The 20913-nt window shown below is 67.9% G+C and carries 19 protein-coding genes and 4 tRNA genes; 9 read left to right on the top strand and 14 right to left on the bottom strand.

Annotation, left to right across the window (positions count from 1 at the left end; genetic code table 11):
• Positions 1-7 precede the first annotated feature (7 nt).
• On the top strand, positions 8-994 hold the full coding sequence (locus tag V6S85_RS12705; protein WP_334349109.1) for an SAM-dependent methyltransferase: 987 nt from the start codon (positions 8-10) through the stop codon (positions 992-994).
• A gap of 1 nt (position 995) precedes the next feature.
• Here the strand turns inward: V6S85_RS12705 and V6S85_RS12710 are convergent, their stop codons facing one another.
• Positions 996-2108 (bottom strand): polysaccharide biosynthesis/export family protein, encoded by a 1113-nt coding sequence (locus V6S85_RS12710; protein ID WP_334349110.1) that lies wholly within the window; start codon positions 2106-2108, stop codon positions 996-998.
• On the bottom strand, positions 2105-3424 hold the full coding sequence (locus tag V6S85_RS12715; RefSeq protein ID WP_334349111.1) for a glycosyltransferase family 4 protein: 1320 nt from the start codon (positions 3422-3424) through the stop codon (positions 2105-2107). The genes V6S85_RS12710 and V6S85_RS12715 overlap by 4 nt, the downstream gene beginning before the upstream one ends.
• A gap of 104 nt (positions 3425-3528) precedes the next feature.
• Here V6S85_RS12715 and V6S85_RS12720 point away from each other — a divergent pair, with 104 nt between their 5' ends.
• Entirely contained in the window at positions 3529-4191 is a 663-nt protein-coding gene (locus V6S85_RS12720; RefSeq protein WP_334349112.1) for an ABC transporter ATP-binding protein, read from the top strand.
• A gap of 14 nt (positions 4192-4205) precedes the next feature.
• Here V6S85_RS12720 and V6S85_RS12725 read toward each other — a convergent pair whose 3' ends face one another.
• Positions 4206-5075 (bottom strand): FkbM family methyltransferase, encoded by an 870-nt coding sequence (locus V6S85_RS12725; RefSeq protein ID WP_334349113.1) that lies wholly within the window; start codon positions 5073-5075, stop codon positions 4206-4208.
• Between the two features lie 223 nt (positions 5076-5298).
• On the opposite strand from V6S85_RS12725, the gene V6S85_RS12730 reads away from it, so the two are divergent.
• From V6S85_RS12730 to V6S85_RS12755, 6 genes are all read left to right on the top strand, one after another.
• Entirely contained in the window at positions 5299-6552 is a 1254-nt protein-coding gene (locus V6S85_RS12730; RefSeq protein ID WP_116564254.1) for a TetR family transcriptional regulator, read from the top strand.
• Between the two features lie 273 nt (positions 6553-6825).
• Positions 6826-9039 carry a TonB-dependent receptor gene (locus tag V6S85_RS12735; RefSeq protein WP_116564253.1) on the top strand — a complete coding sequence of 738 codons (2214 nt, stop codon included), beginning with the start codon at positions 6826-6828 and terminating at the stop codon, positions 9037-9039.
• A 69-nt stretch (positions 9040-9108) separates the two neighbouring features.
• Positions 9109-10686 carry an alkaline phosphatase D family protein gene (locus V6S85_RS12740; protein WP_334349114.1) on the top strand — a complete coding sequence of 526 codons (1578 nt, stop codon included), beginning with the start codon at positions 9109-9111 and terminating at the stop codon, positions 10684-10686.
• Positions 10687-10700: 14 nt separating this feature from the next.
• Positions 10701-11471 (top strand): acid phosphatase, encoded by a 771-nt coding sequence (locus V6S85_RS12745; RefSeq protein ID WP_334349115.1) that lies wholly within the window; start codon positions 10701-10703, stop codon positions 11469-11471.
• A gap of 11 nt (positions 11472-11482) precedes the next feature.
• Complete coding sequence (locus V6S85_RS12750; protein WP_334349116.1) at positions 11483-12214, top strand: NRDE family protein; 732 nt, start codon at positions 11483-11485, stop codon at positions 12212-12214.
• Positions 12215-12347: 133 nt separating this feature from the next.
• Positions 12348-12497 carry a hypothetical protein gene (locus V6S85_RS12755; RefSeq protein ID WP_334349118.1) on the top strand — a complete coding sequence of 50 codons (150 nt, stop codon included), beginning with the start codon at positions 12348-12350 and terminating at the stop codon, positions 12495-12497.
• A gap of 95 nt (positions 12498-12592) precedes the next feature.
• Here the strand turns inward: V6S85_RS12755 and V6S85_RS12760 are convergent.
• The 8 genes from V6S85_RS12760 to recJ form a co-directional block, all read right to left on the bottom strand.
• A tRNA-Arg gene (locus V6S85_RS12760) sits at positions 12593-12669 on the bottom strand.
• 28 nt (positions 12670-12697) lie between these two features.
• On the bottom strand, positions 12698-13003 hold the full coding sequence (locus tag V6S85_RS12765) for an ETC complex I subunit (RefSeq protein WP_058346925.1): 306 nt from the start codon (positions 13001-13003) through the stop codon (positions 12698-12700).
• Between the two features lie 25 nt (positions 13004-13028).
• Positions 13029-13105, bottom strand: a tRNA-Pro gene (locus V6S85_RS12770).
• Positions 13106-13182: 77 nt separating this feature from the next.
• Positions 13183-13665: a DUF192 domain-containing protein gene (locus tag V6S85_RS12775; RefSeq protein WP_334349119.1), complete on the bottom strand. Its 483-nt coding sequence runs from the start codon at positions 13663-13665 to the stop codon at positions 13183-13185.
• Positions 13666-13734: 69 nt separating this feature from the next.
• Positions 13735-14325, bottom strand: a complete 591-nt coding sequence (gene cspD / locus V6S85_RS12780) for a stationary phase survival cold shock domain protein CspD (RefSeq protein ID WP_116488800.1) — start codon at positions 14323-14325, stop codon at positions 13735-13737.
• Positions 14326-14498: 173 nt separating this feature from the next.
• Positions 14499-14573: transfer RNA gene (locus V6S85_RS12785), tRNA-Glu, on the bottom strand.
• Between the two features lie 57 nt (positions 14574-14630).
• A tRNA-Glu gene (locus V6S85_RS12790) sits at positions 14631-14705 on the bottom strand.
• Between the two features lie 69 nt (positions 14706-14774).
• Positions 14775-16595, bottom strand: a complete 1821-nt coding sequence (recJ, locus tag V6S85_RS12795; RefSeq protein WP_334349120.1) for a single-stranded-DNA-specific exonuclease RecJ — start codon at positions 16593-16595, stop codon at positions 14775-14777.
• Between the two features lie 238 nt (positions 16596-16833).
• On the opposite strand from recJ, the gene V6S85_RS12800 reads away from it, so the two are divergent.
• Positions 16834-17430 (top strand): hypothetical protein, encoded by a 597-nt coding sequence (locus V6S85_RS12800; protein ID WP_334349121.1) that lies wholly within the window; start codon positions 16834-16836, stop codon positions 17428-17430.
• A gap of 37 nt (positions 17431-17467) precedes the next feature.
• On the opposite strand, the gene V6S85_RS12805 is transcribed toward V6S85_RS12800, so the two are convergent.
• The 3 genes from V6S85_RS12805 to V6S85_RS12815 form a co-directional block, all read right to left on the bottom strand.
• Positions 17468-18445: a class 1 fructose-bisphosphatase gene (locus tag V6S85_RS12805; RefSeq protein ID WP_334349122.1), complete on the bottom strand. Its 978-nt coding sequence runs from the start codon at positions 18443-18445 to the stop codon at positions 17468-17470.
• Positions 18446-18565: 120 nt separating this feature from the next.
• Positions 18566-19516 carry a class II fructose-bisphosphatase gene (gene glpX / locus V6S85_RS12810; protein WP_101719731.1) on the bottom strand — a complete coding sequence of 317 codons (951 nt, stop codon included), beginning with the start codon at positions 19514-19516 and terminating at the stop codon, positions 18566-18568.
• Between the two features lie 74 nt (positions 19517-19590).
• Positions 19591-20880: a homoserine dehydrogenase gene (locus tag V6S85_RS12815; RefSeq protein ID WP_334349123.1), complete on the bottom strand. Its 1290-nt coding sequence runs from the start codon at positions 20878-20880 to the stop codon at positions 19591-19593.
• Between the last annotated feature and the right edge of the window lie 33 nt (positions 20881-20913).

Consider the following 20913-nt stretch of genomic DNA (forward strand, 5'->3'; position numbering starts at 1 on the left):
CCCGCCAGTGCCCCGTATCCAGTCCCCCATCATCTCCTCCGATCGCCCCGCCTCTCTCTACGACGTCCACGCCTGTTATCGCCTGTTCCTGGGCCGGGAGTCGGAGACGGCGGACGCCGCGCTCAGCCAGTTGGCGGATTCACCTTCGGTATGGACGCTGGTCTCGCGCTTCCACGGGTCGGCCGAAGCGCAGCGTCGCCGGGTCAGCGAGGCTTCGGCGCTGATCGAGCGGGCTCAGGACGGACGAGGCGTGAACCTGGATCTCAACGAGGACCAGGCCCAAGCGCTGACTGCTCACGTGGAGCAGGTATGGTCTCGCTATGGCCGGGAAGACGCCTACTTCTCGGTGCTGACCAACCCGCGCTACCGCGCCGAACACATGGGCGGCGCCGAGGTCGAGGAGTTCTACGCCACAGGCCAGGAAGAGGTTGACCACTTCCTGGCCGCCTGCGCCCGAAACGCGGCGCTTCCCCCCACGGGACCGATGATCGAACTGGGGTGTGGCGTCGGGCGGATGGGCGAAGCGTTCGCGCGGCGGAACCTACGCTATGACGGCGTCGACATCAGCGCCGGTCACTTGCATCTGGCGCGCGAGCGTCTGGCCGCCCGTGGCGTGGAAAACGCCCGCCTCCGGCTCCTGCCCGACTACCTGGCCGACGATGACCGACACGACCTGTTCTTTTCGGTGCTGGTGTTGCAGCACAATCCGCCGCCGATCATGCATCGACTGCTGGATACGTGCCTGGCGCGGCTGAACCCCGGCGGTCTGGCCTACTTCCAGGCGCCGTGCCGGCTGTTCGACTATGGGTTCGAGACCGGGTCCTATCTGGCCGGCGCCGCGCGGCAGGAGGCGATGGAGATGCACGCCCTGCCCCAATCCGCGGTCTTCGCCCTTCTGGCCCGGCATGGCTTGACCCCCATAGAGGTCACGCCCGACGACCGCATCGGCGCGATCGGGATTTCCTACACCTATCTGGCCCGCAAGACCGCCTGACCTACTGAGCCAGCACCTTGGCCGTGTAAACGGGCGAGAAGAACAGGTTCAGAATCTGGATGAACTTGGTCTTGTCGTTCGACTCGGCGTTGGCGACGTAGAGCACGTCGCCGGCGCGCATGTCGAAACCCTGGGCCAGAAAATAGCCCTGCGGCTTCATGAGGTCGACTTGATAGGCGGTCGGCTTGCCGTCCGCACCCTGGCGGAAGACAAAAACCGCTCGAGGATCGGCTTGCTGGTCATTGGGTCCGCCAGCACGCGCCAAGGCCTGGGCCAGGCTGACGCGGTCGCTCTCGAACGGAATTTCCGCGACCTTCCCAGCCGCGCCGAACGCCGTGAAGGTTCGTACCCGCGCCGTCACCTCCACCCGGTCTCCAGGAGAAAGCGGTGCGTCGGCGCTCGATCCCAGCAAGATTTCGGACAAGGGGCCGGCAGCGATCGCGCCCCCCCGCACAAGCCGCACCAGACTGTCCTGCCGCGACGCCACCGAGCCGCCCGCCAGGGCCACGGCGTCGAGCAGGCGCTCGCCCGCCAGAGTAAGCGGATACCGCCCCGGCTTCCTGACATCGCCCGTAACCATGACCCCGCCCGCGACACTTTCACGGATCCGGACGACAACCTGGGGCGCCTGGGATTTCCGCGCGAGGCCAGCCTCGATGCGTGCGCCCAGTTCGGCGGGGGTCAGCCCCGTGGCCAGGGTTCGCCCCACATAAGGCAGGCTCACCGCGCCCGACCGGTCCACGACGGTGGGCGGCAGGGCTTCACCAGCGGCCCTCGCCGCGTCGAGATCGAAAGCGGCCGTCGATCGGCCCGAGAACAGCGACACGCCCACTTCAAAGACCACGATGTCGAGCACGTCGCCGGGCGCGATACGTTCGACGTCGCGCGCGGGCGGCAGGTCCGCGAAGGCTCTCGCCTCGCTCTCAGCCGCTCTCAGGTCCGCCAGCGCCTTGGCGTCCAGCATCACCAGCCGGAAATCCGGCGTGTCACGTGTCGCCGCCAGGATCACGGAGGCCGTAGGGCCGCTCGTCGGCAAAGCGCCGCATGCCGTCAGAAGCAATGGCGCGCCCGCCAGAACGGCCAGTTTTCGAAACGATCCAGCGAGGGACGTCATGCGGGGTCTCCGGAAAGCGACGTCGGCAACAGCCGATCATGCAAGCGCGCCAACCGATTTCGGTACGCGCCCATCGAGAAGTTTTCGGCCCGCTCCCGACCGGCGGCGGCCAGCGAACGGCGCAGTTCGTCGTCGGCGTCCAGTCGGCGCAGGCCCGCGGCCATTTCGCGGACGTCATAAGGATCGACGAGCAAGGCCGCCTGCCCGGCGATCTCTGGCGAAGCCCCCTCGCTGGAGGTCATCACCGGAACGCCCAGGGCCAGCCCCTCGACGACGGGCAGGCCAAAACCCTCGTACAGCGACGGCGCCAACAGGGCGCGGGCCCCCATCATCAGGTCGCGAAGATGATCAGCCGGCAACCAGCCAAGTCGGCGAATGCGCTCGGCGCCGGGCGCGGCGGCCGCCCCTTCGACAAGCCGCAACTCGCCCTCGGCCTTCCAGGCGCGCGGTCCGACCACGATCAGCGGCCGCTGCAGGCCCGAGGACAGATAGGCCTCGATGAGGCGCCCCAGGTTCTTCTTCGGCTCGATCGCGCTGACGAAGAGAAAGTAGTCGCCGGGCGCCAGCCCGAACAGCGCGTGCAGCCGTCCGGACAAGGCCGCATCGACGCCATCCGATCGGATCGGCAGGTCGACCGCCTGATAGCAGTTGGTCACTCGCTCGGGATCGGCTGCGTAAATGTCGAGGATGTCACGGCGCGACGTCTCCGATACCGTCACGACGTGATCACCATGCGTGATGCACCTCCTGACCAGCCGGTCGTAGTAGGCGCGATCGTCCAGCGTGGTGAACGGCAGCCGCATCGGCACCAGATCATGCACGGTGTACACGTTCAGGGCCCCCTCGAGACGCAGCGGCAGGGGATAGGTCCAGTGCATGATCGCCGGCGGGGCGGGCACGCGTACGCGCAGGAATCGTCCATGGCGGCGAAAACCAGCCGCCGCCAGATCGAACAGCCCCCCCAGGGTGTAGATGCGGTCGAAGGCCGGCAGCCGATCGCCGAGGGCTGCGCGCTTCACGAGTCCCGAGACAGGGGTCTCGACCAGCTTGCGCGCCCCAAGTGAAGCAAGGCTTGCTCCCATCCTCCGCCACCGACCGGGCCGCGCATGCGGCTCACCCAGTTGCCCAAAGAACAGCGCCTCGCGCACGGTCGCCGGACCACCACGCCTTGTCTCCAGGCCATAGACGGCGTCGACCTCGTGACCAAGGCCCTTAAGGGCCAAGCTTAGCACCCGACCATAGGTGGCGACACCCGTGCCATGCGGCATAGCCAGATTAAATCCGTCCACCCCAAAGCGCAATTCCAGCAACCCCATTCATAATGCATCTCTGCATCAAGTAATGATGAAACAACAATTATTATGACTTGATATCAATCACTCATCATAATATTCAATCCGCGAACATTTGGCACGAAGCGATGATCGAGTTCAGCAACGTCACCAAGACATACAAGGGACGGAACCTGTCGAAGACCGTTCTCGACGGCGTCGATCTGCGGATCGCGCCCGGCGAGGCGCTAGGCATCTGCGGCGCCAATGGGGCCGGCAAGTCGACCTTGCTGCGACTGATCGCCGGGGTGGAGCACCCAACCGCCGGCCACATCAGCCGCGGCATGTCGGTGTCCTGGCCGATCGGCTACACGAGCTGCTTTCAAAGCAGTCTGACCGGAGCGGACAACGCGCGTTTTATCGCCCGCATTTATCGCCAGCCCATCGAGCCGCTGCTGGCCTTCATCGAGGACTTCGCCCAGCTCGGCCCCTACCTGCGCCAACCGGTGAAGACCTATTCGGCCGGCATGCAGGCCCGTCTCGCCTTCGGCATATCGCTGGCCATCGATTTCGACTGCTACCTGATCGACGAGGTCACGGCCGCCGGCGACGAGCGCTTTCGCGACCGCTGCCGCGACGCCCTGCTCGAGCGCCGCCGAACCGGGGCCATGATCATGGTCTCGCACCATCCCGAGACCCTCCTGACCTACTGCACTCGCGGCGCCGTGCTCAAGGACGGCAAACTGACGGTTCACACCGACATCGGGGACGCGATCGAGGCGCACCAACGGATGCAAGCCCTGCCGATCTGAGGAAGGAAAGTCGCTCAGCGGCACAGCAAGAGCATCCGGTCCATGGCGGGCGGCCCCGCCAGAATTTGCTCGGTCGAAGCCGGACGCACGCCCGCTTCCGCATCGATGATCGACAGCGAGAAGCCCTGAGCGAGAATGCGGGCCAGAAACCCGCCGGGATCAGCATAGCGGACAGGCGCGAACTCGAGGATCAACGTCAGCGAACGACTGCCCGCCAGCAGTCCGTCCATGCCGCTCCAGATCGCCTCCTCGGCGCTTTCGGCATCGATCTTCAGAAAGTCGATAGCGCCGAGATCAAGCCGATCGAGCCGACGCACGAGGACCTCGACGCCGGCCGCCCCCACCCCGCCCGAAGCGCGGGAAAGATGGGCGTTCTTGGGCTCACCATGAGGCGCCACGAGCGTAGCCCAAGCCCCATCGTCGGCGCCCAGCGCATACTTGTGCACCACGACACGGTCGCCGTAGCCGTTGAGATCGACACTTCTGGACAGCAGGGCGGCGATCGGCGGATTTGGCTCGAAGGCGTGGACCTGCCCCGAAGAACCGACCAACTCGGCCATCATCAGGGTGAAATAGCCGAGATTGGCCCCGACATCCGCGACGACCATGCCGGGCCGGACCAGGCGAGCGACCATCTCGGTGACCCACATCTCCCAATAGCCGTCGAGCATCAGATGCGGACCCAGCCCGTAGTCCTGACCATCGACGAACAGCTTGTAGCGGCCCAGCACGCGGCAGACCGAAACGCCGCGCCCCAGAAAAGCCGATGCGCAACGCATGCGGATTTCAGCCTCGTTCTCGCCGCGCGGTCGCGTATTCAGCCGACCAAGCTCGAACAGGCGAGGCGCCGGCGCGCCCCGCGGAGGGTCGAGCGTCAGACGCACGGCCGCGCCCGATCTCTCCGCGCAAGCCGCCGTCGCGCGCACCAGACATCCAGCCGCATACATCCCCCGACGCGCTCCGGACCAGAATGGTCGCGACGCAAGGGTTAGACCGCCGCCTCCCCGCTATCGCGACAAAGCCCCGCGTGAATTTTTCACGACGCGCCTCTCCCCATGGATCACCCCACCCTCGACATCGACGCGCCGGTAAGCTCAAGAGAACGACATGGCGCCCCACCTCACTCCAGCCGCCCCCCGCGCCGTCGACGCCGAACGCGTGCTCGACGCCGCCGCCTCCATCGTCGCCCAAACCGGGCTCAGGGGACTCACCCTGCGCGACCTGGCCAAGGCCCTGGGCAAGAGCACCACCGTCATCGTCAACCTGTTCGGTTCGCGGGCAGGCCTGGTCAGCGCACTCGCGTCCGCCGGGCTTGAACAGGACAGGGCGTTTCACGAGCGGTTCTTCGAAGACCTGGGCGAGCTGGAGCCTAGCCGGGACGCCTTGCTCGCCGTTCTGGGCCGCTATCTCAGGCGCCGCGCCCTCCCCTCGGCGGCTTTCGTGCGCATCTGGGAAGAACTGGTGGTCGGCGGCGATCCGGACATGGCTCCGACGCTCCGCGCCTGGGAAGCGATGCGGCTGGCGGCCTGGGAGCGCTTTCTGGCTCGCGACCCAAAGCTCCGCCCAATGGCCGAAGTCGCGACTACCTACCTGGTCATCGAGCAGTTCTACGCTGGCGCCCTGGCCGATCGCGCGGACTATGAGGCGATCGCCGCGGAGGGCCTTGGAGGGCTGATCGACCGCGCCTTCGGGCTTGAGGACGCCCCCGCCACGACCACCGAGGCCTATGTCGCCCGCATGACGATTCCCGAAGCGCCGAGCGACGAGGGCCCCAACGGCGCGATCCGACTCAAGCTGCTCGACATCGCCGCCGACCAGATCCTGGCCGGCGGCCTGCCGGCCGTCACCAATCGCTCCGTCTGCCAGGCCGCGGGCGTATCGACCTCGACGATCGCCTATCACTGGAGCGACATGCGCCGCTTCCAGATCGACGCGATCTGGCGCTGCGTTTTCCGCGACATGCCCCAGCAGCTCGACTATCGCCGCCCGACCCCAACGACCTCGCCGACCCTCGACAGCTGGAGCGCGCTGATGGCGGCGACCGCCCGCGCCAGCGCCAAGCCCGGCGAAGGCTTCTACGTCCGCTACGCCCGCCTTATCGCCCACATCTGCCTCGAGGCCCGTCGCGACCCGGAGCTCCAGGCCCTGGCCATGATCCTCAGGGGCCCCGAGGGCGGGGGCACCTATGTCGGCCGCGCCGAAGTCTGGCCCCCGCAGTTCACCCTCAGCCGCCGCGCCGCCACGCGCTTCGCGTTGTGGATCAAGGGGCAGGCGCTGATCGCCTCGGCGCTCGGCGAAGCACCGACCCCCGCCCAGATGGTCGAAGGTGCAAGGCGACTTGTCGCTCAACGTCCACGGTAATTCGAGCAAACGTTATTTCGGAGAACGCAATTCTGCCGAAGGCCTCGGAAAATATGGGCTATTCCCGTCACAAAACCATCGTGACGAGGCTTTAGACGGACTCACGTTGTCGAGTGGTTGTTTTTTCGAGCAGCAGCGAGCGACCGTCGAGAGTGATCCCCGACTCAAGACGGCGCCTGCGATCCGCGCTCTCGCCGCTCGACGACGACCGTCTTGAACCCCAGTCGGCGCCCGTGGGAGGGGCTCGCGCGCGCCGGCCCGATGGATCGACCCATGCAACGTCTCTTCGCCGGCGCTTCCTGCGCCATACTGGCCTTCGCCATCGCTCAGGCGGCCGCCGCCGAAACCTCCGCACCCGCGCCGGAGGTCACCGTGATCGACGACATCGTCGTCACCGCTCAGCGCCGCGAGCAATCCAGCCAGGACGTTGGCGCCGCCCTGACCGTCATCAGCGGCAAGGACCTGAACGAAAAGGGCGTCAGCGTCGTCAACGACGTCGAGAACCTGGTGCCCAACATGGAGGTCGACAGCCAGTTCGGCAGCGGCCAGCCCAGCTTCCGCATCCGCGGCATCGGCACGCGCGAGTACTCCAGCAACAACGCCTCGACCGTCGGCATCTACGTCGATGAAGTCGCACACCCCTACACGATCACCACCCAGGGCGCGATGTTCGACATCGCCCGCATGGAGGTGCTGCGCGGCCCGCAAGGCACACTCTACGGTCGCAACACCACCGGCGGCGCGGTGAACATCATCACCAACGCCCCGACCGCCGAGCGACGCGCGGGCTTCACGGCCGAGTACGGCTCCTACAACCGCTACAAGGTCGAAGGCTATGTCTCCGGCCAGATCGCCCCGGGCCTGCTGGGCCGACTGGCCGCCGTGACCGAACAGGGCGGCGCCTGGCAGTACAACCGCGACACCGGCGAGGAACTGGGCGACCGCGACAAGACCGCCGTGCGCGGCCGCCTGACCTGGGAAGCCGCTCCGGACGTCACCGTCGACCTGGCCGCAACCTATCAGGTCGACAAGTCCGACGGTCTGGGCTTCCGTCTGCGCGCGCCCTACACCGTGTTCGACGGCAGCGTAACCTACCCCGCCGACACCGCCCGCCGGATCACCGGCTGGAAACTCTCCGAGGCCATGGCGGCGGTCTCGGGCCGCGCACTCGGCTCCAAGCCCGGTCGCGACAACGACGGCCTGGACCTGAGCGCCCGCGTCCGCGCCGATCTCGGCTGGGCCACCCTGAACACCGTCACCGCCTACCAGACCTTCAGCCGCTCGGAATACAACGACTGGGACGGCACGGCGGCGGCGGAATCTGACGTCTATTTCTACAACGACATCAAGGCCTTCTCGCAGGAAGCACGCCTGTCCAACAAGGTTGGGCGACTGGACTGGATGGTCGGCGCCCACTATGCCGACGAGAGCATCGAGGGCGGCTTCTATACCGAGTTCCGTGGCGCCAATCGCAACCTGATCAACACCCCCTACGATCAGTCGGTCGAGGCCATGGGCGTCTTCACCCACAACAGCTTCGCCCTGACCGACCGCCTCAGCCTGATCGCCGGCCTGCGCTACGAGAACGAAGACCGCAGCCTGACGACCACCGGCACGCGCCGCCTGAACGTGCCGGTCGGGCCGGAGATGACCTACAAGACCTCGCTGTCGGAATGGACCGGCCGCTTCGGCCTCGAGTACGATCTCGCCGACAACGCCCTGCTCTACGCCAGCGTGGCGCGCGGGGTGAAATCGGGCGGCTTCACCACCTACAACGGTCAGTCTCAAACGCCGTTCAAGCCGGAAGTCGTCATCGCCTACGAGACCGGGATCAAGTCGGACCTGTTCAACAAGACCCTGCGCTTCAACGGCGCGGTGTTCTTCTACGACTACGAGGACCAGCAGATCCAGGGCACGGAGTACAGCCGCGAAACCGGCCAGCTCGGCAAGATCACCAACGTGCCCAAGTCCGAGATCTACGGCGGCGAGATCGAACTGACCTGGATGCCGCTCGAAGGCCTGACCATCAGCCAGAACTTCGGCTACAAGAAGGGCAAGTACACGGAGTACTTCGCCATCGACGCCGCGGCCACCAACGCCGCCAATCCGGTCGACGGCCCCTGGGACGTCATCATCTCCAACGACCGCTCGGGCGAGCCGCTGCAATTCCCGGAGCTCAACTACGGCGGTTCGATCGCCTATGACTGGCGGATGGCCGGCTACGCATTCCGCGCCGAGACGAACTACAACTACCGCGACGACATCTACAACGCGGCCTCGACCTCGGTTCTGCCCAGCTACTGGCTGGTCAACGCCAATCTCAGCATGGGGCCGTCGGACGCCAACTGGCGCGCCTCGCTGTGGGCCCTGAACCTCCTCGACACGAAGTACGAAGAGACCCGCAACAACTTCAACGGCGGCGCTCGCCCGACCAGTTCGCCCAACCAGGGCCGCACGGTCGGCGTGCGGCTGTCGATGGACTTCTAAGCGGGCCGGCGGGCCGGCGTATCCGGCCCGCCGCCTCCCTCTCGTGTTTCGCCTGCCAGGACGCCGTCGATGCAACACCCCCTCCCGCCCTCACCTATGACCCGGCGCGCCCTCATCGGCGGCCTGGTCGCCGCTCCGGCCGTCCTGCGCTTTGGCCAGGCCCGCGCCGGCGGCGCCTACCTGTTCCCCCTGGGCGTCGCCAGCGGCGATCCCTGGCCCGACGGCTTCGTCCTGTGGACCAGACTGGCCGCCGACCCTATCGCCGCCGACGGCCAAGGCGGCATCTCCGCTCCCATAGAGGTGCTGTGGGAAGTCGCCGCCGACGAAGGCTTCAGGCTCATCGCCGCGACGGGTCGCATCACGGCTGACGCCGCCAGCGCCCACGCCGTGCACGTCGAAGTCCAGGGGCTGCGCCCGGGCCGCCCCTACTGGTATCGCTTCACGGCCGCCGGCCAGCAGAGCCCCGTGGGCCTGGCCCGCACGGCGCCGGCGCCGAACGCCGAAGTCGACCGGCTACGACTGGCCGTCGCCTCCTGCTCGAACTGGGAGGTCGGCTATTTCAGCGCCTACGGCCACATGGCCGACGAAGCCCCTGACCTGACCCTGTTCCTCGGCGACTACATCTACGAATACAGCCGCACGGGCGAGCGCGCGGCGGGCAACGTGCGCCACTACGGGTTCGAGGAAGCCACCACCCTGGCCGGCTATCGCAACCGCTACGCCCTGCACCGCACCGACGCGAACCTGCAGCGCCTGCATGCGGCCGCCCCGTGCCTGGTCACCTGGGACGATCACGAGGTGCTGAACAACTATTCCGGCGGCTGGCCGGACAAAGGCGGCGATCCGCGCGACTTCCTGCGCCGCCGCGCGGCTGGCTATCAGGCCTTCTACGAGGCCATGCCCATCCGCCGCACGAGCCTCGACAGCCAGTTGCAGATGCCCATCCACAAGCGCATCCGCTATGGTCGGCTGGCCGAGTTCTTCATGCTGGACGGCCGCCAGCATCGCTCGCGCGGCGCCTGCGTCGACGAGGGCGGCGCCAAGGGCCAGATCGTCACCGACGCCCAGTGCGCCGATCGCCTGGATTCGTCGCGCACTTTCCTCGGCTTCGAGCAGGAGCGCTGGCTCTACGACGGCCTGGCCCGCACCGACGCCCGCTGGAACGTCCTGGGCCAGGACCTGGTCATGGCCGGCCTGCGCTTCGAGACGCCAGGGCAGGAGACCCGCTACTGGACCGACACCTGGGACGGCTTCCCCGCCGCCCGTGACCGCATGACCAAGGCGCTGCACACGCTGAAGCCGCGCAATCCGATCGTGCTGGCTGGCGACTACCATTCGTTCTGGACCAACGACGTCAAGCTGGACAGCCGGGACGAGGCCTCGCCCACGGTGGCGACCGAGTTCGTGGGCACCTCGATAACGTCCGGCGGCCCGCCCTACCAAGGCCTGATGTCGGCCATGCCGGCCAATCCGCACATCAAGTTCTTCGACAGTCGTGTGCGCGGCTACATGTCGATCGACGTCACCCCTCGCCTGCTGACCGCCCGCTACCAGGCCGTCAGCGACGTCCGCGATCCGAAGGCCGCTCGCTACACCCTGAACAGTTGGACCGTCGAGGACGGCCGCCCCGGCGCCCAGCCCGCCTGATCTCCAGAGCCTCCATGACCATGCTCATCCACGCCCGCTGCCTGGCGGCGATGGCGCTGACCCTCGCCGTCGCCGGCTGCGCCACAGCTTCCGCCCCGCCCCCCGCCTTCTGGACCGGTTTCCGCGACCATCCGCATGGCTACCTTGCCAAGGACGGCGCGCCGAACGCCGCCGCCTTCCTTCCCCCGCCACCCGAGGCCGGATCGCTGCGGGAGCAGGACGACATCGCCATCTATCGCGCCACCCGGGGCCTCCAAGGCACGCCGCGCTGGGCGCAGGCCCGCGCCGACAACGAGATCGAGACGCCCGACGCGCCCCGCATCTTCGACGAAGCGTTGGGGATCACGTTCTCGCCCGCCCGGACCCCTGCTCTGGCATATCTTCTGGGCCGGATGCTGGGCGACCTGGAGACGATCCAGACGCCCGCCAAGCGCGGCTTCACCCGTCCCCGTCCGTTCGTGCGCGAACCGGCCACGACCTGCATCACGCCTGAATCCTGGCTGGCGGCCAGCGGCTCCTATCCCTCGGGCCACGCCGCGCTCGGCTGGGCCTGGGCCCTGGTGCTGGCCGAGATGGCGCCCGACCGCGCCGACGCAATCCTGGCCCGAGGCCTGGCCTATGGCGAGAGCCGGGTGGTCTGCGGCGTCCACTATCGCAGCGACGTCGAGGCCGGCCGCATCGTCGGCGCGGCCCTGGTCGCGCGCCTGAAGGCCGATCCGATCTTCCAGGCCGACTTCGTCGTGGCCAGCCGCGAGCTGTCCCGGGCCAGCAAGACAGGCCGCTAGAGGCCGACCCGATGTGCGTTCTGGCCCTGGCCTGGCAGGCCCACCCCCGCTGGCGCCTGGTGCTCGTCGCCAACCGCGACGAGCGGCACGACCGCCTCGCCGCGCCGCTGGCCCGCTGGTCCGAAGCCGATCACGTCCTGGCCGGGCGTGATCTGGCGTCCGGCGGGACCTGGCTTGGACTTTCAGAAACCGGCCGCCTTGCCGTCGTCACCAATCGTCACGTCGAGGCGCCCGCCGATCCCGGCGCGCTTTCGCGCGGCGGCCTGTTGCGCGATATCCTGACCGGAGAGGACCACAGCTCGCCTCCGCCATCACTCCGCTTCAACCCGTTCAACCTGATCACCATCGCCGGGACAAGGGCCGCGTTCACGACCAACTTCCCACAACCGGACACAAGACCGCTGGCGCCGGGAATCCACGGTCTGTCCAACGCGACCTTGAACACCGCCTGGCCCAAGGTGGTACGTCTGAAGCAACGGCTCGCCGAATGGCTCGGCCGGGCCGACGCCCAAACCGACGGACTGCTGGACGCCCTTGCCGACGACGAGACCACGACGACCGCGCCACACCCCGTCGGCTCTCCCATCTTCATCCGCGACCGCGTTTTCGGGACCCGGTGCAGCACCGTGGTGACCGTGGACGCGGCCGGAGAAGGCCTGATCGTCGAACGACGCTTCACCGCCGAGGCCAAGCTGGCCGGGGAGACCAGCCTGCGGTTCCGGTGGGCCGCCCTCCAAGCCTAACCACACTTACGACGACGCGCCGCTCGTTCTCGCCTGCGGTTCGGCGTTCTCGCGACCGAAGAAGCGCCCGCCTCGTCAGCCGCGGGCCGAAGCTCCAAGCGTTCCTGGCCAGACATCCTGGATGGAGGACGACATGTACTTCAACATCACCCGCATCCCGAAACCGCTCCGAAAGCCGCGCAAGCAGCATCCTGATCGGCCAGTTTCCGGCATCTGCGTCGATGCGGTTTCGACAGACGGGAACGCGACCTGGAAAATGCATTCCCTGTCGCACACCAATTGAAAACGCGGGCTCTTTACCGCCACTTCTGCGCCACTCTACGTCTTGCGGGCAAGGGAGCGGCTCTGGCGTAGCGCGTCGTAGCCTTGGGGTAGGCTTGGCGCGCCCTGCAGGATTCGAACCTGCGACCGTTCGCTTAGAAGGCGAATGCTCTATCCAACTGAGCTAAGGGCGCGCGCTCGCCGGCCCAGCGTTCCGGACCCTTAGTGGGTCCAGGGCTGCTTGCGGTTGGTCGCGAAGTTGTCGGCGTAGGCCTTGATGATGCGCTTGGGAACCTTCGGCTCGAACAGCTGGAACGAGATCTCGTGACGCTGGGCGTAGGCGATGGCTTCGTCGCGGGTTTCGAAGGTCAGGCGGACCTGGCCGTTCATGTCGCTCGACTGGGTCCAGCCCATCAGCGGGTCGGGCTTGCGGGCCGAGGCCGGTTCGAACTCCAGCACCCAGTCCTTGGTCTTGGCCTTGCCCGACTGCATGGCGTTCTTGGCGGGACGATAGATGCGGGCGAGCATGGACCTCTCCAAAAGGCTCTGCCGGTGGTCGGAGCGGCAGGATTTGAACCTGCGACCCTCTGCTCCCAAAACAGATGCGCTACCAGGCTGCGCTACGCTCCGGACACCAGCAAGGGGTTGCTCCTACTCGGCTTTGGGGTCGAAACGCAAGCCTGCGCGGGCGGGATTTTCGACACGGCTCAGCCCTTGGGGAAAATCCTGTGCCTTACGCGATCGCCGGGAAGCACGCCGAGCTGCCCCGCCCGGCCGCCGGCGATCTCCAGCACGCCGAGCACGGGACCGCCCGACGGCAGCGGCGTCTCGTCGAGCGGACGGGCGTTGCGGACCATCGACAGGATCCGCCCGTCGGGGCCGATATAGAGGATGTCTAGCGGGATCAGGGTGTTCTTCATCCAGAAGGCCGCCCGCTGCGGCCTCTTGTAGACGAACAGCATGCCGCGGTCCGGAGCCAGCGACTTGCGGAACATCAGCCCCTTGCGCTGCTCGGCCTCGGTGGCGGCGATCTCGACCTGGAAACGGACGACGCCGCGGCCGGTGACGAGCTCCAGCGGCTCGAGCCGCGGACCGGCCGCCAGGGCCGGACCGGCGACGCCGAGCGCCGGGAAGGCGCCCGCCAGAAGCCGCACCACGTCGCGCCGTCGCGGATCATCGAGAAGGGCCAAGAACGCCTCGCCAGAACCATGGAGCCAGCAAGGACCCTACCCTGCCCCTCTCCGGTCGTAAAAGCCGCCTCAGGCGGCCGTGATCTCGGCCACGACCAGCCCCTTCGGACCCTGCGCGAAGCGAACCATGACGTCGTCGCCCGGCTGGAGATCCTCCAGCCCGCCGCGGCGCAGGGTTTCGATGTGCACGAAGATGTCGCCCGGCGCCTCGTCGCGGACCACGAAGCCGTAGCCCTTGGTGCGGTTGAACCACTTGACCTTGGCTCGCTCGGGCGGGCCGGCCGGCGTCAGGGACTGGCGGGACGCGCCGCCGAAGCTGCGGGGCCCCTCGCGCCGGGGCGCGGCTTCGTCGAAAGTGCGTCGCGGGCGCTCCAGCGGCGACGGCGCCGAGGTCTCGTCGAGATCGACGACCTCGCTGACCTGCCAGCCCTTGGGCCGCTTGACCACGTCGCAGACGATGACCGAACCCTCGAGGGCCGACTCGCGGCCGCAATTGCGCAGGGAGGTAACGTGAAGCAGGACGTCCTTCAGGCCTGTCTGGCCCGGATCGTCAGGGACAATGAAGCCGTAGCCCTTGCCGACGTCGAACCATTTCACACGGCCGCTGATACGCACGAGGTCTTCGTGCACGCCCGATGCATCCAAGTCGTAACCAGACATTCCGCCCCTCTGGCTCGCCCAAACAGCCCAAAGGAGCGAGCGCCACAAGAATAACACTGTTCTCGGGGAGGGATGGCCGTCAATGGCCAAATGATGTGGAGAGCGCGCAATACGAAAGGCGCGACGTTTAGTCGCGCCTTCTGTGTCGTATGGGAAACTCTGAACTCTGCGGTTGGCAGTCCCTAGGGGAGTCGAACCCCTCTCTCCAGATTGAAAATCTGGCGTCCTAACCGATAGACGAAGGGACCACTAAGCTTCACAGAAGCAAGGTAATCCGCAGTAGTTCAAAGTAGACGCCTCGCGACTGGCAGTCCCTAGGGGAGTCGAACCCCTCTCTCCAGATTGAAAATCTGGCGTCCTAACCGATAGACGAAGGGACCGCGTCGCCGCGAGGAGCCGGGGATATACAAAGGCTCCCCGGAGAGCGCAAGCGGTCAGATGCGATTTTTTTATTCCGTCCACATGCGGGGATCTGCGGCGTCCTCGATCTCGAGCTGGACCCCTTCCCGGCCCATGTAATCATCGGGTTTCAGGCGGCCAACGACGTGCAGAGCGCCGCCGCCCGCCAGCAGCCGACGGCCCAGATCCGTCTCGGCCGAACGCCAGGACACGGCCTTGATGCGGTCGCCAGTCGGTCCGACGAGGTCGACTCGCACGTGACCGCCGCGCAGCGCCATGACCCGCTCGGGGCGCACGCCAGCCAGGGCGAAGGTCGGCTCCACATTGCCGGGGCCGAACGGAGCCATCTGCTGGAATTCGGTCCAGAGACCGCGATTGGCGGCGCGCGGCTGCACGAGGGCGTCGATCTCGACCGACTCGGCCCCCACGGCCTCCATCTCGCCGGCCAGGGCTTCTTCCAGGAAGGCGCGCAGCTCGGGAATCGAATCGGGCCGCACGGTCAGGCCCGCGGCCATGGCGTGCCCGCCGCCGGCCATCAGGATCCCGGCCTCGAAGGCGGCCTGCACGGCCCGGCCGAGATTCACGCCCGGCTGCGACCGGCCCGAGCCCTTGGCGATTCCCGCCGCGCGGTCGATGCCGATGACCAGGGTCGGCTTGCGATAGCGCTCGCGCAGGCGGCTGGCGACGATACCGACGACGCCCGGATGCCAGTCCTCGCCGGCCACCACGATGACCGGAGCGTCGGGGTTGAAGTTGCTGCTGCGCTCGAGAATCGCCACGGCCTCCTCGACCACGGCGGCCTCGACGGCCTTGCGTTCGGTGTTGAGCTCGTCGAGCTCCTCGGCCAGCGCCCGGGCCTCGATCGGATCATCGGTGGAGAGCAGGCGCGCGCCGAGGTCTGAGCGACCGATGCGGCCGCCCGCGTTGATTCGCGGCCCCAGGATGAAGCCGGCGTGGAAGACGCTGGCCGCCCCCTGCCCCTTGGCCACCTCCAGAAGCGCCTTCAGGCCCGGATTGGCCCAGTTGGACATCACCCGCAGGCCCGTGGCCGTCAGCGACCGGTTGAAGCCGACCAGCTGGGTGACGTCGCAGACCTCGCCCAGGGCCGTCAGGTCCAGCCACTGGCGCAGGTCGGGCTCGGGCCGCCCCTCGCCGAACAGGCCGCGCTTGCGGGCCTCGCGATTGAGGGCGACCAGCAGGATGAAGGTGACGCCGGCGGCCGCCAGGACGCCCTGCCCGCTCTGGCAGCCGGGACGGTTGGGATTGACCACGGCGGCCGCGGCCGGAGGGTCCTCGCGCATCAGGTGGTGGTCGATGACCACGACCTCCAGGCCGATCGTGGCGGCGCTGGCGATGGCGTCGTAGGCGGCCGCGCCGCAGTCGAGGGTGACGACCAGTTCGGCGCCTGTCTCGCGGATGGTCTTGAAGGCCGCGGGGCTGGGCCCGTAGCCCTCCTTCAGGCGATCGGGAATATAGATCGGCAGCTCGACGCCCATGTGCCGGAACCAGCGCACCAACTGGGCGGCGCTGGTGGCGCCGTCGACGTCATAGTCGGCGAACACCATGGTCGGCCGCCCCTGCTCCAGGGCGTCGATCAGGATTTCGGCGGCCCGGTCCATGTCGGTGAAGCTGGACGGGTCGGGGAACAGCGACTTCAGGGTCGGCTGCAAGTAGTCACGGGCGCCGTCCAGCCCGACCCCCCGCGCGGCCAAGGCGCGGGCCAAGGGCTCGGAAAGGCCGTGCAGCCTGGCGATGTCGCGGGCGACGGCGGCGTCGGCGGGGCGCTCGCGCCAGGCGCGGCCAGACAGGGAGCGCTCGACGCCCAGAAAGGCCTCGGCGGCGGCGGGTACGGCGTGACCGTCGGCGGCCATGGGCTAGACCAGCCTGAAATCAGCATCTTGGGGCATTGGTCGACCCTATCCGCTTTACGGGATTCGATCCATGACACGCCGGTGCGGCGAAATCGGACGCCCGCTTGATCGTATGGCCCCTGATCGTGTGGCCCCTGATCGTGTGGCGACGACTTCGCGCGCCGGAGACGCCGATAATCACGCCCGCTCTACCTTCGACCATGAATAGAGACAGCGAATCGGACGGAGCGCCCGCGTTATGACCCTTGTGTTCTGGCTGATGGCCGCCGGCATGCTGGCCGCCAGTGCGTATGCGGCCTCGCTCCGCATCTGGCCGCTGACCATCATCATCCTGGCCCTGTGTTGGGACAACGCCATCATCGCCGCCGGAGCCCTGGTCGGCGCGGGCGACCTGCTCGTCGGCCTGTCGGTGCCGCGCTACGTCGCGCACGGCCTGCTGACGCCGCTGCTGATCCCGATCGTGTTCTGGATCGCCAGGCTGCGCCTGCGCGCCTGGGTATGGGTTCTGACCGCCCTGCTCGTGGCGCTCGGCGCCTATACCGAGATCTTCAACCTGGACCTGGTGCTCAAGGAGTACGGCGGCACGCTGCGCTACGCCCACGCGGCCGCCAGCCCGCCCATCCCGTCGATCGTGACGGTGCTGGTGCTGATCGGCGTCGGCGTCCTGCTGTGGCGGCGAGCGGGCGTCCCGTGGCTTTGCCTGGGCGCCCTGGCGATGTTCGGCAGCGCCGGCAGCGGCGTGTTCTGGCTGGGCAACGCCGGCGAACTGGTGCTGATCGGCTCGATCCTGGCCACCGCGACGGTCCTGCGCTCGAAAGCCGCCCTCGCCCGCTGACGAGCGCGCCCTCCCCTTTCGGAGAGGGCGCGAACCATCATCCGGCCGCCGTTTCCCTGGCGACCTGATCCACTTCGTTGGCCGAACCCAGCACCACCGGCACGCGCTGGTGCAGCTTGCTGGGCGCCAGGTCGAGGATCGGGGTGACGCCGTCGGTGGCCTTGCCGCCGGCGCGCTCGACGATCAGGGCCATGGGATTGGCCTCGTACATCAGGCGCAGCTTGCCCGGCTTGCCCGGCTCGCGGGCGTCCCACGGGTACATGAAGATGCCCCCGCGCATCAGGATGCGGTGCACGTCGGCGACCATCGAGGCCACCCAGCGCATGTTGAAGTTCTTAGCCCTAGGGCCTTCCTTGCCGGCGAGGCAGCCGTCGACATAGCGACGGATCGGCGGGGCCCAGTGGCGCTGGTTCGACATGTTGATGGCGAACTCGGCGGTGTCGGCCGGAATGGTCGACGCGGCGTGGGTCAGCAGCCAGCGATCGTCGGCAGACAGGGTAAAGCCCACCACGCCCGAGGTCAGGGTCAGGACCAGCATGGTCTGCGGACCGTAGACGGCGTAGCCGGCGCCGACCTGATGGCGGCCGGGCTGCAGGAAGTCGGCTTCGGTCGGCTCGCGGCCTTCCGGCGCCGGCAGGATCGAGAAGATGGTGCCGACCGAGACGTTGACGTCGATGTTGCTGGAGCCGTCGAGCGGATCGAAGGTGACCAGGTAGCCGCCCTGGCGGCCGGTGGTCTCGACGTGCTCGAGCTCTTCGGAGGCGATGCCGGCGACCGGATCGCAGGCCTTCAGGGCGTCGCTCAGCAGGTCGTTGGTCAGGATGTCGAGCTTCTTCTGCTCCTCGTCCTGGACGTTGGTGATCCCGGCCGCGCCGAGATTGCCCAGGATAGCCCCGCCGGCCACCACGCGGCTGATGCGGGCGCAGGCGGCGGCGATCTCGGTGACAACGGTCTTGACCGCGGGGCTGGAGGGATCGCCGGCGAGATGGCTGGCGAGATCGATCAGGGCGGTCATGGAAAGGGCCTCGGACTATACGGGGCGGCGATCAGTCGCCGCGGCGCGAGCGACTCGCAGACTAGTACGACAATATTACGTGCGGGAGCGGGCCGACGGAGACCGTCGGCTCCACAAAACCTAGGCCCGGCGCTTCATGCGCACTTCGCGCACGGCTCCGGTCGAGGAATTCATCACCAGGCTGTGGGTATGGACGAAGCCGTCCTTGAAGCCCACCCCGTCCAGCAGGGCGCCGGAGGTGACGCCGGTGGCGGCGAAGATCGCGTCGGCCCGAACGATCTCGTGCAGGTCGTACTTCTTGTCGAACTCGGTGACGCCCCAGCGCGCGGCGCGGGCGCGCTCGTCGGCGTTGCGGAAGATCAGACGGCCCTGGAACTGGCCGCCGACGCACTTGAGCGCCGCGCAGGCCAGCACGCCCTCGGGGGCGCCGCCGGACCCGAGATAGAGATCGATGCCCGTCGAGGGGTCGGCGGTGTTGATGACGCCGGCCACGTCCCCGTCGGTGATCAGGTTGACCCGAGCCCCGGCCGAACGGACCGAAGCAATGATCTCGGCGTGACGCGGGCGGTCCAGCACGCAGACGGTGATCTGCGAAGGCTCGACGCCCTTGGCGGCGGCCAGGGCCTTGACGTTGTCGGCAGGCGACTTGTCCAGGTCGATCACGCCGGCCGGATAGCCCGGCCCGCAGGCGATCTTGTCCATGTAGGTGTCGGGGGCGTTCAGCAGCGTGCCCTTGGGCGCCCAGGCCATCACGGCCAGCGCGTTGGGCATGGCCTTGGCCGTCAGGGTCGTGCCTTCCAGCGGATCGAGCGCGATGTCGACGGTCGGGCCGCCACGCCCCACCTTCTCGCCGATATAGAGCATCGGCGCCTCGTCGCGTTCGCCCTCGCCGATGACGATCTCGCCGTCGATGGAAAGCTCGTTGAGCGCGTTGCGCATGGCGTCGACGGCGGCCTGGTCGGCGGCCATCTCGTCACCCCGGCCGACCATGGTCCACGACGCGATGGCGGCGGCTTCGGTCACGCGGACCGCATCCAGGACCAGAGAACGGTCCAGGGTGTTAGAACTCATCAGTGTCTCCCAGCCCGTGGCGAGGCTAATTTCCCAATGTCTTCCACACCTGGACCGCTTGTTGCTCGCGATCTCTAGTTGCGCGCGACGCGCAGAAGACGGGGACGCTCTAGCACGGCCTGCAGCTTTTCGATGCGGCTAATCGCGTCGAGCAGCTTGGATTCCGGAGTCGCATGGGTGACGAGCACGATCGGCACGCCGCCCGCCCCTTCGACAGGCTTTTGCAGGAAGGCGTCAATCGAGACGCCGCACTCGGCCAGGGTTTCGGAGATCGCGGCGATGGCGCCGGGCACGTCGCGGACCATGATCCGCAAATAGGCCTTGCCCACCGACTTGGCCGGATCGACGGCGACGAACGGTTTCAGCGCGCCGGCCGGAGCCTGGAACACCGGCCGCGCGGCCCTGGTCATCACGTCGGCGATATCGGCGGCGACGGCGGCGGCCGTCGGGCCGGCGCCGGCGCCCGGCCCCTGGATGAAGATGCGGCCGATGCGCGTACCCTCGATGAACAGCGCGTTCAGGGCGCCGCCCGCCTGGGCCAGCGGATGCTCCAGCGGGATCAGGGTCGGATGGACCTTCACGGCCACGCCGCCCTCGGTCTTCGAGGTCCCCGCGATCAGCTTGATGCGGTAGCCCAGGTCCTTGGCCAGCTTGATGTCGAGCAGCTCGACCTCGCTGATGCCCTCGATCTCCGCGGCCTCGTAGTTGGGGGCGCAGCCGAAGGCCAGGGCGGCCAGGATGGTGATCTTGTGGCCGGCGTCGAAGCCGCCGACGTCCATGGTCGGATCGGCCTCGGCGTAGCCCAGGGCCTGGGCCTCGCGCAGCACGTCGCCGAAGTCGCGACCGGTCTTCTCCATTTCGGAGAGGATGTAGTTGCAGGTGCCGTTGAGAATGCCGGCCACCGAGACGACGTCGTCGCCGACCATGGCTTCGCGCAGCATCTTCACCGCCGGCGTGCCGCCCATGACGGCGGCCTCGAACAGCAGCGGCACGTCGTTGGCCTCGGCCAGGGCGGCCAGTTCGGCGCCGTGCTCGGCGATCAGGGCCTTGTTGGCGGTGACGACTGGCTTGCCCAGCTTCAGGGCGGCCTCGACCGCGGCCTTGGCCGGACCGTCGCTGCCGCCGACCAGTTCGACGAACAGGTCGACGTTCGGCGAGCTGGCCAGGGCGACCGGATCGTCGAACCATTCCAGGCCCGAGATGTCGACCGTGCGCGGACGCGACTTGGAGCGGGCCGACACCGCGACGACCTCGGCGCGATCCCCAGCCGGGGCAAAGTCGGGACGGTCGGCCAGGAACTGCAGGAGACCGCCGCCGACGGTGCCGAGGCCCGCGACGCCGACGCGCCAGGTTTTCTGAGTCATGGTGCGGTTCCTCGTGGTCCGGTGGCCCCTTGC

It is taken from the genome of Caulobacter sp. CCNWLW153 (genome assembly GCF_036889365.1).
Lineage (GTDB): Bacteria > Pseudomonadota > Alphaproteobacteria > Caulobacterales > Caulobacteraceae > Caulobacter > Caulobacter radicis.